Genomic DNA, 16,175 nt, shown 5'->3' with positions numbered 1-16,175 from the left:
GCTGACGATCAGCCTGGCGATTTACGCGTCGGACCCCAAGCGCCGCGCTGTCCGCGCACGTTGGCGCGACGTACGTAGTCTACGCAATCTCTTCACAAGCATGGGATCGTGGGCCAACGCATCCTCGGTATCGATAAGTGCGTTCAGGATCTGGTAGTAGTGTGTGGCGGAGAGATCGAACATCTCCCGGATGGCCTGTTCCTTGGCGCCTGCATACTTCCACCATTGCCGCTCCAAAGCCAACATTTGTTGGTCACGGTCGCTCAGAGGCGAGTCGCTGCGGGTCCCGGCCGCCAGGTCTTCAAGGGCCAAACCGGTAGCCTGCGGCGCCATTGGTTCCGGTGCTGGTTCTGCCACGGCACACTCCTTGACGCTGGTTGGGGGAAAATGTCCTACCCCCATGTTACGGGCGAATAACAACGATGTCATTCGCACCGCCGATGCCATGGAGGAGACAATAACTAGGTGACTGGCGAAGATGCACTGTTTGACCTGGAACCTGCCGGCGTGGCCGATCCGGGCTTCGACGAGCTTGTTGACCTGCCCTTGGAAGAGTTGATGGCCGAGGATTGGGCGGACGCGTTACGGCCCGTGGAAGGACAACTCCGTGAAGCCCTGGCATTTGTTGCAGCTCAGTCTGACCAAGGCATCCAAGTCCTTCCTGCAGCCACGAACCTCCTCCGGGCTTTCCGTCGACCACTGGCTGACGTCAAGGTACTCATCCTTGGCCAGGATCCCTACCCAACGCCGGGACACGCCGTCGGGCTTTCCTTTGCCGTTTCACGGCACACGCGGCCCATCCCCCGGAGCCTGGCGAATATCTATCGTGAACTCCACGACGACCTGGGGCTCCCGCCGCGCATCCATGGCGACCTTACGGCATGGACGGATCAAGGCGTCCTGCTGCTGAACCGGGTCCTCAGCGTCGCGGCAGGAAGCGCCGGATCACACAGGGGCAAAGGCTGGGAGGCAATCACGACGGCGGCCGTCAGGGCGGTAGCCCATCGCACCGACGGTGCAGGACGCCGGAGCCCCCTGGTAGCGATTCTGTGGGGGAAGGACGCCGAAGCGGTCACGCCGCTGCTGGATGGCACACCGGCAATCACTTCGGTGCACCCTAGTCCCCTTTCGGCATCCCGTGGTTTCTTTGGTTCCAAGCCGTTCAGCCGAACCAACCAACTGTTGTCGGCACAGGGCGCAGAGCCCGTCAATTGGGAACTACCCATCTTGTAACCTTCGACTCATACCGAGGTGGCACCCGACGAATTAGCTTAGGCTTGCCTACATGGCTGCCCTACCCGTTACTTCGTCCGCTACCCGGAACACGCGCCCGCAGGTCAACCTGACTGTCCTGCGCAAAGAATGGCTCTCACCCCACATGGTGCGGATCGTCGCCGGTGGCCCAGGGTTCAGCGACTACGCGAACAACGACTACGTGGACCGGTACGTCAAAATCGTGTTCCCCCAGCAGGGTGTTGACTACCAACTTCCCCTGGACCTGTGGGCCATCCGCGAAACCATGCCTCGCGGGCAATGGCCCCACACACGGACGTACACCATCCGCTGGGTGAACCTTGAAGCCCAGGAGCTGGCGATCGACTTCGTCGTCCATGGCGACGAAGGTCTGGCCGGGCCCTGGGCAGCTGCGGCGGAACCCGGCGACCCGCTGATTTTTACCGGCCCCGGCGGTGCCTACAACCCCGCGCCCGACGCCGATTGGCACCTGTTCGCCGGCGACGACGCCGCGATTCCAGCCATCGCAGCCTGCATAGAGTCGCTCGCCACGGATGCCCGTGGACATGCGTTCCTCGAGGTGGACAGCGCGGAGGACATCCTGCCTATTTCTGCTCCTGCCGGCGTGGAACTCCATTGGCTGCAGCGCAACGGAGTACCAGCCGGATCAAGCGAGCTGCTGCTTGAGGCACTTCGCGAACTGCAATGGCTCCCCGGCCGCGTAGACGTCTTTGCGCATGGCGAACGGGGCTACATGAAGGGCCTGCGGGAGATCTTCTTCGGCCAGCGGGGCCTGGAGCGTTCGCAGGTTTCACTGTCCGGGTACTGGGCACAGGGCCGGGTTGAGGAAGTTTTCCAGGCCGAGAAGAAGCTCCCCGTAGGGCAGATCTAGCGGCGGGCAGATCTAGCGGCGCCTCACCCGGCGTCGCTCGTTACTGGACAGTCCCTTGGTCAGTGGCCTCGCGAGGTTGTCGCCGAGCACGATTCCTGCTGCCACTCCCAGGACAATCGCGCCTGCGTTGAGCATGCCCCCGGCACCCTGGAGAATGTCCGCTTCCTCGATGGTCAATACATACATTGAACGGAATATGGTCAGGCCCGGTAGCAGGATGAGCGCGGCCGGAACGGCAACCACCAGTTGGGGAGCACCAAGCTTCAGCGCCACTACCCGAGCGAGGAGGCCGATTGCCACCGCCGATACAGCCGGCGATAAGCGGTCCCCAAAGCCGGCGGTAGTAGCCCCCCACAAGACGAAGAAGCCAACCAGGCCGACTGCCGCCGTCGGGAGTAACAGTCGCATCTGGGTCTGTTCGGTGACGCCGATAGCAACTACCGCGATGGCAATCAGAATGGTTTGGCCCCACAAAGGATACGCATCCGGGAATGTTTTGGTGACGTCCAGGACTTCGCTGCCCATGAGGGTCCCGACCACGACGGCAACGGCGATGCCAGCGACGATCGCGCCGAAGGTGAGCAGCGTGGAGAGGAACCGTCCGGCAGCCGTTACGGGGAAGCCGTTAATCGCGTCCTGCACGGAAGACACAAGCCTGCCCGTCGGAAGCAACAAGAGGATTCCGCCCGCAACCACAATGGACGGAGCAATGTCAGCACCGGCCCAACGCAGCATCAGGGCGATGAACGTGACCAGGAACGAGCACGCCATGGTGACGAAGAAGTCCGGAGTGCGCCACCGGCTCAGTTGCCGTGCAACCAAACTGATCAGCAAGTTGGAGCCAAAGGCCAGGGCTGACGCGCCAGGACCACCGCCCAGGACGCCCACGAACACCGCGGCGAACACAGCGAACGCCACAGTGACCATCCACCGAGGGAACGGCTTGGCGCTGCGGACGATGTCATTCAATCGACGAACTGCTTCGTCGCGGCCCACTCCCCCGGCCACAATGTCCGTAACCAATTGATGCACTTGGGCGAGGCCCGCGTAGTTATTCGTCCACGAGCGGACCACCCGTAACAGCGTGATCGGTGTCTGGTCCTTCGGCGCATAATTGATGGCCACCGACTGGTTGGTGATGTCCACTTCAACGTTCTTCAAGCCAAGGGCCGCGGTCACGGCAATCATGCTTGTCTCAACTTCAAGGGCCCCTGCGCCGTAGCGGAACATGACTTCGGCCAGATGCAAGGCGAAGTCGATGGTCTTACGCGCTGAGGCGTCTACGCCGAGAACTTGGATGGTCGGGTTGGCGTAGGGACTACCCGCGAGCCGGTCCACGATGTTCATGGGGGCAGTGGGCGGGCTATCGCCTTGCACCAAGCGCATCAGCATGCGCTTGGCATTGGCGTTCTGCCGGATTTGCGATGGCCGCATCGGCTGGGTCTTGGGCAAGCCGTCAGTGTGAGGCCTGCCGCCGGAGCCCTCAGGGCGTTCAGTCACGCAGTGTTCCTCCCTTGGCTTTCGTTGATTAGTTCTTCCCCCGGAATTTCCTCAGCAGGTTTCCGCGCTCCGGCAATTTTGCCAGTACCGTCTTGGCGGCACCTGCAAGCTTCCTGACCGCCTGGTAAGCGGTGAAGATTACCGGATTCACCGGCGCCACGAAGTCTCCCACCAGTTGGACTACCTCGCCGCCAAAGCCCTTCTTGAATTCGTAGCCGCCGTGGCCGGTCTCGTCCTGGCCCTGGATACCAAACGTGCCGTAGAAGTTGTAGCGCGAGTAGCCGTTGTTCAGCGCGTGCAACATCATGCCCCAATACAGGGACGTAGCACCGTTGAAGTAGATGTAATCCTGGACGGTGCCGCCGATGACGCATACGACTTCATCGCCGGAGCAAGCGAAGTGGATCGCCGCTACGGTAGCCACGCCCACGGAGTCGGGGAAGCGTTCGATGTCCTTGAGGCTCCGCTCGTAACTATCCACGAGATCCTGGACAACCTTGACGCGGTTGGCCTTCTTCTTGCTCCCGGTTTCCTCCACCTCTCGCTTGAGGTCCGCGAGCGTCTTGGATTCGGCATCCAGGCGCTCCGTGATCGAGGCCCTGTATTCGGGGATGTTGATCTTGGCCATCATGAGCTTGGTGAACTCATCCGAGGTGTTGCGGAGTAGTTGCTCGTAGTACTCACGCTCGCGGTACGTAAATCCCTTTTCATCACCAGCGGTGCTCAGCGCGTTGTAGAAATCGTCCAAGGTTTCCAGCGTGGCCTGTTCCAGGTAAACGCCATTCTTTTCGGCTTTCCGGATGGCCTTGCGCGTGCGGTAGTTCATGCCCATGATGAGCTCTTCGGAATCAGCGATCCCGTCCAGCTTCTTGACGAACATCCAGTTAATGTTCGCGAAATTCATGTCAAAGCCCTGGTGTTTGAAGCCAAGTCCCGCCAGTTCCTTCAGCAGTGGACGGTTGTCCTCCACCTCCGGGTGCTCCGCCCCGTCCTCGTCCCGGGCGATGTACTTGACGTTGGGTGAGATGCGCAGCTCAGCAGCCTTCTTCGAGGCCGCGCGCTTCTTCAACTGCTCGACGACGAACTGCACCACGGCGGGATCCCTGTAGTCCATCAGGGGTCCCTTTGCGCAGTCGCAGGCCTTGTAGCCAAAGCGGTTTGCGGTGTAAACGAGCTTTCCGGCGGCGATCAGGGTGCCACCGCGGGTCACGCCAAAGAGCTCCACTTCCTGCCCACGGGCACGCTGGAATCGCGTCAGCTCCATGGACTGGATGAAGCTGCCGTGCGGGTGTCCCTTGGCGAATGTCTCGAAATCAGCGTCACTGAGAATCACGAATTCCATGTCGGTTCCAGCCTCAATCGGAGTCAAAAGAAATTACCTCACCTAGATAGATTTGCACCCGTTGGTGGCCGGGGCGGGCCTTGAAGTTTGGGGTGGTGCGGATTCTCAGTAGAACTGTCCGCCGGTGCGCATAGTCTCCAACCGGCGGAAGATACGCTCCGCACCCTTGAGCCAGAGCTTGTGGCGGATGGACCCCAGGACAAGGTCGTAGCAGCCCACGAAGTCCGTAACGGTCTTGGTGAAACTCGTCTTGAACAAGCCCATGCCGAACAACGGGTGGGTCTTGTCCTTGATCCGGGCGGCAGGTGGCGTTCCACAGAAATCGTACTCAACACAGCCCAACTCCTGCATCCGCTGGATGGCCGCCCACTGGACCAAATGCGAGTCACCGTATTGCTTACGGTTCTGCGTGGAGCCGCCATCCTTGTATGTGGCCTTGGAGCCATAGTTGATGACGAAAGCGCCGACGCTGGGTGCGCCGTCCTCGTAGACAAAGAAGAAGTGTCCCTGCCCACGGCTGCAGAACTCGTGCCAGAAACGGGAGTAGTAGTCATAGCTCCGCAGCGGCATCGCGCCCTTGGCGTTCACGGTGTCCTGCATCAGTGCGTAGAGCTTGCGGTAGGTCTTCTCGCCGGGCTCAGCTGGGATAACTTCGCATCCTTCACGTTCTGCCCTGCGGACAGCATTGCGTGCACGCGATGAAATGCTCCGCAGCACCTCATTGGCAGGGGCCGAGATATCCAGCAGCGCTGTTGAGTCGTTGGACTGGATATTTGGCGCCTTGACCAAACCCGCTGCTTTGAGTTGAGCCGCTACCTCAGGCGACTCCACGACGTCGGGCTCAATCTTGATGGTGAAGACGTTCATCTTCTGTTCACGTGCCAGCGCAGCGATTGCGGTCAGCATGGGGTTGATGTCATCCACAGAGGCGGCGTCCGGACCCTTGATCAGGTACCACAGCCGGCCCAGGATGGGGAACTTCTTCTCAAGAAGCAAGTTGTAGCTGGAATATTCGGAGGTCTCCAGAACCAGGCGGCGAACCAACCAGCCGTTGCCATCCTTGACTGCCGCATAGGCGTCCGACTGCAGCATGTTGCCGCCATTGGGGTTGGCTGTGACGTGCTTGTCCCAGTTATCGATTTCCTCGGCGGTGGCAAAGCGGGCGGTAAATTCTCGCAAGGTGGCCGTGTCCAATCTCAGGGGCTTGGTGCAGTGTTCAAAAGCTGGGTGCGCATGCGGGACATGCAGCCCCAAGTCTATCGGGCCGGGAAAAATCTGCTCGTTTCCCAGGACAAACGTGCTCTCGGAGGTGCTTACAAACGTATCTGGTCAGCGCTCTCCAACTTGATGGCCTTGGGTTCCTTGCCGAGTTCCCGCTGGCCGCTCACCAGGCGATCCGCGTTGGCCAGCCTGGTGAGGCTCAGGCCCGTAAGGTCAGCAATCTGCCCGATGGGGACTTGGAAGGTCCGGAACGGCCCCAGGGGCGGCGGTTCGCCTTCCAGGAGCCGTTGGTCGATCGCTTTCTTCAGTTCAACTTTGCCCAGCAATGGCGATTGGTCCAGGACAAACCCGGCGGCGGCCAGCTTGGCGTCGTTGGTCCACACGGCGATTTTCCAGAATTTCCGCGGAACCTGTACTCCCCTGTACGGGAGGTCGTCGTCGAGAAGAACGGGCCCGGTGAACACGGTGAGCTTGGCGTCGTGTGCATCCGCGTGGCCCAGGACGTGATCCTCGAGCCCTACCCACAGTTCCTTGCCTTGGTTGAAGTCGTCCACTTGTGGTGCGGCATTGGTAAAGGCGAACGTGTCCTGGTTGGCTTTCTTGGCCGTGGCCGGGTCGCCCCAGACAGGATCCAGGCGACGCACCAAGTGCCCGCGATCGAACGCGTTGTTTTTGTAGACGTCCGGGCCAGCCTGCTGTTCTTTGGGGATCCTGTCATCGAAATGCCAGGTCCCTTCCCGGGCTAGTGGGCTCAGTTCCCCGCCGCTGATGTTGACACCCACAATCGCCGCGAGCTTCCGGGAAGCCCGGAAGCGCACGGAAAAGTGTGTGTAGTCCAAAAGAATCGTCGTTGCCGACGGACTGGGCAGTTCAACGCGTGCCCGCAGAAAATCTTTGTCGTATCCCCCGCTCATGGATACAGCATGGCACTAGGGACCGACAGCGAACAGACTCAGCATTCGACGACGTTCACGGCCAGGCCGCCCATCGCGGTTTCCTTGTACTTGGAGGACATGTCCTTGCCCGTCTCGCGCATGGTCACGATCACCTCATCCAGCGACACCCGGTGCGTCCCATCCCCCCAGAGCGCCATCTTCGCAGCGTTGATCGCCTTCGCCGCCGCGATCGCGTTCCGCTCAATACACGGAATCTGCACCAACCCACCAATCGGATCACACGTCAACCCCAGATTGTGTTCCATCGCGATCTCCGCCGCGTTCTCCACCTGCCCCGGCGTACCACCCATCACCTCGGCCAACCCCGCAGCAGCCATCGACGACGCCGAACCCACCTCGCCCTGGCACCCGACCTCCGCACCGGAAATCGACGCCTGCTCCTTGTACAACACACCCACCGCACCGGCGGCCAGCAGGAACTTCACCACCACATCGTCCTTATCAGCCTGGGTAGCCTTGTCCATGCCCGGGGCATAATGCAACGCGTAATACAACACCGCCGGGATAATCCCCGCCGCACCATTCGTCGGCGCCGTGACCACCCGCCCACCAGTGGCGTTCTCCTCATTGACCGCCAACGCGATCAGGTTCACCCACTCCTGCCAATACTTCGGATCGTTGCGGTCCTTGTCCTCCTTCAACAACCGCTCCAGCCAGTCAGGAGCACGACGACGGACCCGTAGACCCCCGGGCAACACACCCTCACGCTTCAGGCTCGTCTCAACACAAGCCTCCATCACATGCCAGATATGCAACAAACCCTCCCGGATCTCCTCCTCCGACCGGGACGCCCGCTCATTGATGAACATGATGTCGCTGATCCCCAAACCCTTCGACGCACACCGGCCCAGCAACTCAGCAGCCGTACGGAACGGCAACGGCAACTCCGCCTTCGTCTCCTCCAACTCCGCCCGCGCCGCGTCCTCCTCACCCTCACGGACAATGAACCCACCACCGACAGAAAAGAACGTCGCCTCCCGCAAGGTGTTCCCCTCAGCATCAGAGACAGCGAACTTCATCCCGTTCGTATGCCGCGGCAACACCGTCAACGGATGCAACACCATATCCTCCACCGCATACGGCAGCTCCACACCAGCCCCCGCCCGACCGCCGCCAGCCAGGTTCAACATCCCCGTCTCCGCGATCGCAGCCAACCGCTCCTCCACCTCATCAGGCAGGATCAACTCAGGATGGAACCCCTCCAAACCCAGCAACGTCGCCGTCATCGTCCCATGCCCACGACCCGTCGCGGCCAACGAACCATACAAATCAACCCGCAACCCCGCCACCCGGTCCAACACCCCGGACTCCCGCAGCTCACCAGCGAACACCGCAGCAGCCCGCATCGGCCCCACAGTATGCGAACTCGATGGGCCAATACCCACAGTGAACAGATCGAAAACACCAACAGCCATGGTCGGGATCCCTTAACAAAGCTTGAAAACGGTCCGCCAGATGGTTCTGGCGGATGGCCTCCCCCGCTTGTGGCGAAGGTCGACCGAAGCACGACGCCGGATGGCCCCCAAAGGCGGCAACCCGGCGTCGCAATACTATTCAGTTCTACAATCCCACGCTACGCCTTGTGGGCCGGTGCTGCCTGCGAGCGTTCGGGCCCGTTGGGTCGACGTCCTCCGCGGGCTCGGTCGCTGAAGCGCCCGCTGGGCGGACGCGAAGCTCCCTTGGACGCCCGCTTCCGGACGCCAGCCCAAAGGGACCGCCGGCGAGGGCCATACCGGCGCCCAATACGGGGTCTTGCTGCACAGCATGCCGTGCGAACGGCACCCGCGGCAGCGAAACCCCGAATCGGACTCGGTCGAAGGGAGTTAGGAGAGGTCCCCGCCGTTCTTGGAGGCGTACTCCTCGGCCGAAAGCAGCGGGCCGTCGGACTCAGCCGCAACCTTGAAGAGCCAGCCGGCGCCGTAAGGATCGTTGTTGATGAGGGCCGGATCACCGACAACGGCGTCGTTGATCTCGGTGACCTCACCGGTGACGGGCGAGTACAGGTCCGAAACTGACTTGGTGGATTCAACTTCGCCACAGGTCTCACCGGCGGTCACAGTGGAACCAACCTCGGGCAGGTCGACGTACACGATGTCGCCCAGCGCGTCGGTGGCAACCTCGGAGATGCCAACAGACACCAGGTTCCCCTCGCCGCGGGAGACCCACTCGTGCTCGTCGGAGTACTGAAGTTCGGGCGCTACTTTGGGCATTCTGATTCCTTTACGTGTAGTGGCTACATCTAATTGTGTCGCGCCGGGGGCCTTGAGCGCGGATGATTCAGCGGTGTGGCAAAGGATCACCTTCGGCAGGCCCCCACTCCCCCAGCACCTTAGCGGTTCACGAAGCGCCGGAGGACTCTCCCCTTTGGAACCGACATCCGGAAGCGGGCGTCCAAGGGAGCATCGCGTCCGCTCAGCGGGCGCACATGCGACCGAGCCCGCGGAGGATGTCGGTCCCAAAGGACCCGCAACTTACTTTTGGCGCTTGTAGAACGGCAGCGCGACAACCTCGAACGGCTCGCTCTTACCCCGCAGGTCAATATCCAGCGCTGTGCCGAGCTCCGTGTGCTCAACGTCGACGTAGGCCAACGCTACCGGGTAGCCCAACGTTGGGCTGGGCTGGCCGGAGGTGACTTCGCCAACTACTGAACCGTCCTTGAGGACCGGGTAGTGGCCGCGACCGGCACGGCGTCCGAGGCCTTTGAGGCCCACGAGCTTGCGTCCGCTGGTGGAGCCTGCACCCTCTGCCTTAAGTGCCGCGAGTGCTTCCTTGCCGACGAAGTCGCCTTCCTTCGAAAGCGCCACGACGGGTCCGAGCCCTGCGGCGAACGGGTTTCCTTCTCGGGAGAGTTCGTTGCCGTACAGCGGCATGCCGGCTTCCAGGCGCAGGGAGTCGCGGGAAGCGAGGCCAGCGGGAGTGAGCTCGCCTTCTTCCGCGGCGTCGGCGATGGCCTGCCACAATGCAGCAGCGGACTCGTTGGCGACGAAGATCTCGAAGCCGTCTTCGCCGGTGTATCCGGTGCGGGCGAGCAGCAGTTCCTGAGTACCGCCGTCGAACGTGAACGGGACCTCAACAGCCGCGTAGTACTTCAGTTCGGTGACCAGCGCGTGCTGGTCGGTGGGGACCAAACGGAGGAGGATGGCTTCCGCACGAGGACCCTGGACCGCGATGAGGGAGGTCTCGGCGGAGGCGTCCTGGACGGTGACGTCGAAGTTCGCGGCACGCTCCAACAGAGCGTCAGCCACTACCTTCGCGTTACCCGCGTTCGGCACAACGAGGAACTTGTCTGCGCCTTCTTCGGTAGATGGGCGACGGTAGGTGATGAGGTCGTCGATGATGCCGCCGTCTTCCTGGCAGATCAGCGAGTACTTGGCCTTCCCCTCGGCCATGGCGGAGATTTTGCCCACCAGGGCGTAGTCCAGGAACGCAGCAGCCTCGGGACCGGTGACCCAGACTTCACCCATGTGGGAGAGGTCGAAGAGACCGGCGGACTTGCGGACGGCGTGGTGCTCTGCCAACTCGGAGGAATACTTGAGCGGCATCTGCCAGCCACCGAAGTCGGTGAAGGACGCGCCGAGCTTCTTGTGCTCTTCGTAGAGCGCGGTGTAGTTCTCAGTCATTTCGGGACCGTCCTAGTTCTCGAAGTCTTCGATCGGCGGGCAGGAGCAAACCAGGTTGCGGTCTCCGGCTGCGCCGTCGATGCGGCCGACAGGCGGGAAGTACTTGTCCTGCTTGAGGTGGTGGACGGGGAACGCGGCCTGCTCGCGCGGGTACGCGCGGTCCCAGTCAGAACTCACGACGGCGGCAGCCGTGTGCGGTGCCTTCCGCAGCGGCGAGTTCTCAACAGTGAAATCGCCGTGGGCAACCTGGTCGATTTCCTTGCGAATGGTGATCATGGCTTCGATGAAGCGGTCGATCTCGACGAGGTCCTCGGACTCGGTGGGCTCCACCATGAGCGTGCCGGCAACCGGGAACGCGAGTGTGGGTGCGTGGAAACCGAAGTCGATGAGGCGCTTGGCCACATCTTCAGCGGTGACGCCGGTCTTGGCCGTCAGTTCGCGGAGATCCAGGATGCATTCGTGGGCAACAAGTCCGCCCTCGCCGGTGTAGAGAACCGGGAAGTGCTCGTTGAGGCGGGAAGCGATGTAGTTCGCAGCCAGCAGCGCGGACTTGGTGGCTTCCGTGAGCCCCTGGCCGCCCATGAGCTTCACGTAAGCCCAGGAAATCGGGAGCACACCGGCCGAACCGAAACGGGAGGCCGAAATCGGGACGTCGTTGCCTTCGGTCCACGACGCAGCGTCACCAGGCATGAACGGCGCCAGGTGTGCCTTGGCCGCGACCGGGCCAACACCCGGTCCGCCACCGCCGTGCGGGATGCAGAAAGTCTTGTGCAGGTTCAGGTGCGAGACGTCGCCGCCAAACTTGCCCGGCTGGGCGAGCCCAACCAGCGCGTTGAGGTTTGCACCGTCGATGTAAACCTGTCCGCCGGCCTCGTGGACCGCATCGCAGACTTCGCGGACGTCGGCGTCGTATACACCATGCGTCGACGGGTAGGTGATCATGATCGCCGAGAGGACGTCCCTGTTGGCCTCGATCTTGGCCTTGAGGTCATCGTGGTCGATAGTGCCGTCAGCCGCCGTCGCCACCACCACGACCTTCATGCCGGCCAGCACGGCCGAGGCCGCGTTGGTGCCGTGGGCCGAGGCCGGAATCAGGCAAACGTTACGCTGCTGGTCGCCGCGGGAATGGTGGTAGCCGCGGATCGCGAGCAGGCCTGCGAGCTCGCCCTGGGAACCGGCGTTCGGCTGGATGGAGACTTGGTCGTAACCCGTGATCTCGGTCAATTGCGACTCAAGATCAGCGATCAATTCACGCCAGCCCGCGGTCTGGGAGTCCGGAGCGAACGGGTGGATGGAGGCGAACTCGGGCCAGGAAATGGCTTCCATCTCGGCCGTGGCGTTCAACTTCATGGTGCAGGATCCGAGCGGGATCATGGTGCGGTCCAGCGCGAGGTCCCGATCCGAGAGCTTACGGATGTAGCGGAGCAGCTGAGTTTCGGAACGGTGCGTGTTGAACACGGGGTGCTGCATGAAATCGCTCGTACGCTCAACGGAAGATTCCAGCGCGAAACCTTCGGCTGATTCAAGCACCGAAGCGTCGAAGACTTCCAGGAGACGGCTGACAATCTCTGAGGTAGTGGTTTCGTCAACAGAGATGCCCACCAGATCAGCGTCAATGCCACGCAGGTTGATGCCCTTGGCCTCGGCGGCAGCGACGACGTCGCCAGCCTTGCCGGGGACGCGAACGGTGATGGTGTCGAAGAAGGAACCGTGCAGGACCTCGACGCCGGCGGCCTTTAGGGAAGCGGCCAGCGTGCGGGCGTGGCCGTGTGCGGTTTCGGCGATGGCCTTGAGGCCTTCGGGGCCGTGGTAGACGGCGTACATCGAGGCCACGATGGCAAGCAGTGCCTGCGCGGTACAGATGTTGGACGTCGCCTTTTCGCGGCGGATGTGCTGCTCGCGGGTCTGCAGCGCCAAGCGGTAGGCGGGAACACCGGCGTCGTCCTTGGAAACGCCCACCAGACGGCCGGGCATGGAACGCTCAAGGCCCTTCTGGACAGCCATGTAGGCGGCGTGCGGGCCGCCGAAGAAGAGCGGAACGCCCAAGCGCTGGGCGGAGCCGACGGCGATATCGGCGCCTTGTTCGCCTGGGGGCGTGATGAGGGTCAGCGAGAGGAGGTCGGCTGCCACAGTGACCAGGGCACCGCGTTCCTTGGCCTCGGCGATCACAGAGGAGTGGTCGAAGACGCGGCCGGAAACACCGGGCTGCTGCAGGACGACGCCGTTGATGTCGCCGTCGGGCAGTCCGAGCGAAAGGTCAGCGACCTCAACCTCGAAGCCAAGCGCCTCGGCACGGCCCTTCACGATCGCGATGGTCTGCGGCAGGCAGTCGGCGTCAAGGACGGTCTTGCCGTCGTGGGCGGCCTTGTTCTTGTTGGCGCGGCGCATCATCAGGACGGCTTCTGCCACTGCAGTGGCTTCATCCAGGAGGGAAGCGTTGGCGATCGGGAGTCCCACCAGGTCCTGCACCATGGTCTGGAAGTTCAGCAGCGCTTCAAGGCGGCCCTGGGAAATTTCCGGCTGGTAGGGCGTGTACGCGGTGTACCAGGCCGGGGACTCAAGGATGTTGCGGCGGATAACCGGCGGCGTGACGGTGTCGTAGTAGCCCTGCCCGATCATCTGGACGGCCGTCTTGTTCTTCGAGGCGAGCTTGCGCAGCTCAGCCAGGACCTCGACTTCGCTCAGCGCGTTCTGGAGGGTAAGGGCAACGTCCTGGCGGATGTCGTTGGGAACCGCGGTGTCTACCAGTGAGTCGACGGTGTCGTAGCCGACCGACTTGAGCATGGTCTCGATGTCAGCTTGGCGGCGGGCGCCAATATGCCGATCGACGAAGGTGGTGGAGGCAGAACTAACCGTCACGAAGGAACTCCATTACTTGGGCGGCGTTTGGGTACGCCACAGTGGCTCGGGTTCCTCCCCGCTCTGTATTGGACCTGAGAGTTTCCGCGCTGCCATGTTTGCATGACACATCGCTTGCACCGTCGGTGAGCACAGCTGCCCGCACGCCGATGGCGTCCGAGGTTAGCCTGCTACTTTCCAGAGTTGCCTCGCCGCGGCGGTGCGTGGGCCTGAGAGATTCCTGGGGAGGGTTTGCTCCTACGGCGCCCGCATCACTTGCTTGCAGGACTCTCCCGCCGCAGATCAAAGGCATATTCAATTTTTTGCGTGCCCCTTGTGAAGACGCACCACAAGGCTCAATTGTCCTACGTTGTGGGCGTCGCCGCAAATGGATGACCCGCTACTTGCGGAGCCGGTCCAGCACGCCCAGCAGGATCTCGACGTCGGCCTCCCGCCCGGCGTTGCCGCTTTCCTGGCCGCCCTCGAACATGGCGTTGAAATACAGGCCGTCGCCCATGTAGCTGACGGCTTTCGCTACCTCCGGGCCAACGTCCTCAGCCAGGACGTCCAGCCACTGTTGTTGAATACCGGCGAACTTGCGGCGGGTCTCTTCATGGGCCACTTCGGCCAGTCTTGTGGCAGCGACGAAAGCCCTATCCATGGGGGTTCCTGCCCACAGGGAGGTACGGATGAAGTACGCGGCCGAGCCATCCGGCGCAGCCTTCATGTGTTCGATGTCTTCCTGAGCCAACTGGTCCAGGCGCTCAAGCAGGGCGCTGATCAGCGATTCCTTATTGGGGAAGTGATAAAGCAGCCCACCCTTGGAGACGCCCGCCCGCTTGGCAACGGCATCGAGGGTGGCGGCCCGCTCCCCCACCTCGATGAGGAGGGCTTCGTAGGCATCCAGGACTGCATCCCGGGCAACTGGTTTTCGTGGCATGTATACATCATTCCCTACGGGATTGTTGGCGCTTAATTTGAAACTATACCGTCTGGACGGTAAAGTAAGTGTCATGTTCACGCCGTCCTCGACCCCTGCTCCCCGATCCGCCCGTCCCGTCATGGATGGAGGCGCACCGTGGCGCGATTGGACGGCCCTGGCACTCCTGATGTTCCCGGTGCTGCTGGTGGCCGTCGACAACACCGCGCTCACGTTCGCCCTGCCCGAAATTGCCCGCTCCCTGGACGTGGGCGGCGTGCAGCTCCTGTGGATCATTGACGCGTACCCGCTGGTGTTGGCGGCATTGCTGGTTTCCATGGGCAACCTGGGTGACAGGATCGGACGACGGCGGCTGCTGCTGATCGGCAGCACAGGCTTCGCGGCGGTTTCGGCTGCTACGGCTTTCGCGCCGTCCGCAGAGTGGCTGATTGCCGGACGCGCCGCACTTGGCGTCTTTGGCGCCATGCTCATGCCCTCAACACTGTCCCTGATCCGGAACATCTTCGTCGACCCGAACCGTCGTCGGCTTGCGATTGCAGTGTGGGCTGCCGGTTTCTCGGGCGGCGCCGCCCTTGGCCCGATCTTTGGTGGCTGGCTGGTTGAGCACTTCTGGTGGGGTGCCGTCTTCCTGGTGGCGACATTCCTGCTCCTGCCGCTCCTGGCATTCGGCCGCGTCCTGATTCCGGAATCCAAGGACGCCAATCCGGGCCGGGTGGACGTGCCGAGCATTGCCCTGTCCATGTTCGCCATGGCCCCGTTTGTCTACGGCATCAAGGACTTTGCGGTTCATGGGTTCGGAGCAACGGCTGCGGCGTTCATGGTCTTCGGCCTGGTGATGGGCACCCTGTTTGTCCGTCGCCAGCAGCGGATCGAGAGCCCGATGCTGGATGTCCGCCTGTTCGGCAACAAAGTGTTCAGCACGGCGATCGTGGCCAACGTCCTGTCCCTGTTTTCCATGACGGGCTTCATCTACTTCTTCGCCCAGCACCTGCAGTTGGTCGAGGGCCAATCACCCATGGAAGCGGGCATCGCAATGATTCCAGCGATCCTGGCAACCATCATCGCAGGCCTGTTGGTGGTCCCGCTGGTAAAGCGCGTCCGACCCGGATTCGTGGTGGCTGGCGGACTTACCCTCAGCGCCACGGGCTACCTGGTGGTGGCTGTGGGTGACCACGGCAGCGGACCTGTATTCCTCCTGTCAGCTTTGACGATCCTGGCCGTTGGTGTGGGCGCAGCAGAGACCATCTCCAACGACCTCATCCTCGGCTCAGTGCCGGCCGACAAATCCGGAGCGGCTTCCGCAATCTCCGAAACCGGCTACGAACTGGGTTCGCTCCTGGGAACCGCCGTGCTGGGCTCCATCCTCACGGCGTCCTACCAGCACAACCTCGTCATCCCGGAGGGCTTGTCCACGCAGGCGACCGGGAAATCCGGTGAAACGCTGGCCGGCGCAGTGGATGCTGCTGCGGCGCTACCCGCTCCGCTATCGGATGCTCTGACAGCCGCCGCCCGGGTAGCCTTCGAGTCCGGCGTCCACATCACTGCGGCGATTGGGCTGGTACTAATGGCCGGAGCGGCAGTGCTTGCCGCCGTCGTACTCCGCAGGGTGCCTAGGGCGCAGTAGGCTGCCTTC

General features: G+C 62.4%; 13 protein-coding genes and 1 riboswitch. Of the genes, 3 read left to right on the top strand and 10 right to left on the bottom strand.

Features of this window, described 5'->3' with window-relative positions; all coding sequences use genetic code 11:
* Positions 1-21 precede the first annotated feature (21 nt).
* Positions 22-357 carry a DUF3263 domain-containing protein gene (locus ACZ5G6_RS05020; protein WP_498689844.1) on the bottom strand — a complete coding sequence of 112 codons (336 nt, stop codon included), beginning with the start codon at positions 355-357 and terminating at the stop codon, positions 22-24.
* 108 nt (positions 358-465) lie between these two features.
* Here ACZ5G6_RS05020 and ACZ5G6_RS05015 point away from each other — a divergent pair, with 108 nt between their 5' ends.
* Positions 466-1,233, top strand: a complete 768-nt coding sequence (locus ACZ5G6_RS05015) for a uracil-DNA glycosylase (protein WP_498689842.1) — start codon at positions 466-468, stop codon at positions 1,231-1,233.
* A gap of 52 nt (positions 1,234-1,285) precedes the next feature.
* Complete coding sequence (locus ACZ5G6_RS05010) at positions 1,286-2,125, top strand: siderophore-interacting protein (protein ID WP_498689840.1); 840 nt, start codon at positions 1,286-1,288, stop codon at positions 2,123-2,125.
* Positions 2,126-2,137: 12 nt separating this feature from the next.
* Here ACZ5G6_RS05010 and ACZ5G6_RS05005 read toward each other — a convergent pair whose 3' ends face one another.
* The 9 genes from ACZ5G6_RS05005 to ACZ5G6_RS04965 all read right to left on the bottom strand — a co-directional run bounded on the left by ACZ5G6_RS05005 (position 2,138) and on the right by ACZ5G6_RS04965 (position 14,542).
* The gene (locus ACZ5G6_RS05005; protein ID WP_498689838.1) at positions 2,138-3,625 is read right to left on the bottom strand and encodes a threonine/serine exporter family protein; all 1,488 of its coding nucleotides are present in this window, start codon (positions 3,623-3,625) and stop codon (positions 2,138-2,140) included.
* 28 nt (positions 3,626-3,653) lie between these two features.
* Positions 3,654-4,967 (bottom strand): peptidoglycan bridge formation glycyltransferase FemA/FemB family protein, encoded by a 1,314-nt coding sequence (locus ACZ5G6_RS05000; RefSeq protein WP_223935997.1) that lies wholly within the window; start codon positions 4,965-4,967, stop codon positions 3,654-3,656.
* A gap of 105 nt (positions 4,968-5,072) precedes the next feature.
* Positions 5,073-6,161, bottom strand: coding sequence for a lipid II:glycine glycyltransferase FemX (locus ACZ5G6_RS04995; protein ID WP_223935996.1), 1,089 nt, complete (start codon positions 6,159-6,161; stop codon positions 5,073-5,075).
* Positions 6,162-6,280: 119 nt separating this feature from the next.
* On the bottom strand, positions 6,281-7,102 hold the full coding sequence (locus ACZ5G6_RS04990; RefSeq protein ID WP_223935991.1) for a DNA/RNA non-specific endonuclease: 822 nt from the start codon (positions 7,100-7,102) through the stop codon (positions 6,281-6,283).
* A gap of 38 nt (positions 7,103-7,140) precedes the next feature.
* Complete coding sequence (locus ACZ5G6_RS04985) at positions 7,141-8,559, bottom strand: L-serine ammonia-lyase (RefSeq protein WP_498689835.1); 1,419 nt, start codon at positions 8,557-8,559, stop codon at positions 7,141-7,143.
* A gap of 408 nt (positions 8,560-8,967) precedes the next feature.
* Positions 8,968-9,354, bottom strand: coding sequence for a glycine cleavage system protein GcvH (gcvH, locus tag ACZ5G6_RS04980; protein ID WP_223935990.1), 387 nt, complete (start codon positions 9,352-9,354; stop codon positions 8,968-8,970).
* Positions 9,355-9,615: 261 nt separating this feature from the next.
* Complete coding sequence (gene gcvT, locus ACZ5G6_RS04975) at positions 9,616-10,764, bottom strand: glycine cleavage system aminomethyltransferase GcvT (protein WP_498689833.1); 1,149 nt, start codon at positions 10,762-10,764, stop codon at positions 9,616-9,618.
* A gap of 12 nt (positions 10,765-10,776) precedes the next feature.
* The gene (gene gcvP / locus ACZ5G6_RS04970) at positions 10,777-13,623 is read right to left on the bottom strand and encodes an aminomethyl-transferring glycine dehydrogenase (protein ID WP_498689832.1); all 2,847 of its coding nucleotides are present in this window, start codon (positions 13,621-13,623) and stop codon (positions 10,777-10,779) included.
* Positions 13,624-13,810: 187 nt separating this feature from the next.
* Positions 13,811-13,908: riboswitch (glycine riboswitch) on the bottom strand.
* A 94-nt stretch (positions 13,909-14,002) separates the two neighbouring features.
* Positions 14,003-14,542, bottom strand: coding sequence for a TetR/AcrR family transcriptional regulator (locus ACZ5G6_RS04965; protein ID WP_223935987.1), 540 nt, complete (start codon positions 14,540-14,542; stop codon positions 14,003-14,005).
* Between the two features lie 73 nt (positions 14,543-14,615).
* Between ACZ5G6_RS04965 and ACZ5G6_RS04960 the strand changes: the two genes are divergently transcribed.
* Positions 14,616-16,166 (top strand): MFS transporter, encoded by a 1,551-nt coding sequence (locus ACZ5G6_RS04960; protein ID WP_498689830.1) that lies wholly within the window; start codon positions 14,616-14,618, stop codon positions 16,164-16,166.
* Positions 16,167-16,175: the final 9 nt, after the last annotated feature.

This window comes from Arthrobacter sp. TmtSoilC51 (genome assembly GCF_055388015.1).
Note: the sequence above shows the minus strand (reverse complement) of the source record. Positions and strands in the feature narration are given on the sequence as shown.

Excerpts from the sequence above, each read along its gene's own strand:
- ACZ5G6_RS04965 (WP_223935987.1), bottom strand. The coding sequence starts at position 14,542 with ATGCCACGAAAACCAGTTGCCCGGGATGCAGTCCTGGATGCCTACGAA.
- ACZ5G6_RS04960 (WP_498689830.1), top strand. The coding sequence starts at position 14,616 with ATGTTCACGCCGTCCTCGACCCCTGCTCCCCGATCCGCCCGTCCCGTC.
- ACZ5G6_RS04985 (WP_498689835.1), bottom strand. The coding sequence starts at position 8,559 with ATGGCTGTTGGTGTTTTCGATCTGTTCACTGTGGGTATTGGCCCATCG.
- ACZ5G6_RS05000 (WP_223935997.1), bottom strand. The coding sequence starts at position 4,967 with ATGGAATTCGTGATTCTCAGTGACGCTGATTTCGAGACATTCGCCAAG.
- ACZ5G6_RS05010 (WP_498689840.1), top strand. The coding sequence starts at position 1,286 with ATGGCTGCCCTACCCGTTACTTCGTCCGCTACCCGGAACACGCGCCCG.
- gcvT (WP_498689833.1), bottom strand. The coding sequence starts at position 10,764 with ATGACTGAGAACTACACCGCGCTCTACGAAGAGCACAAGAAGCTCGGC.
- gcvH (WP_223935990.1), bottom strand. The coding sequence starts at position 9,354 with ATGCCCAAAGTAGCGCCCGAACTTCAGTACTCCGACGAGCACGAGTGG.
- ACZ5G6_RS04990 (WP_223935991.1), bottom strand. The coding sequence starts at position 7,102 with ATGAGCGGGGGATACGACAAAGATTTTCTGCGGGCACGCGTTGAACTG.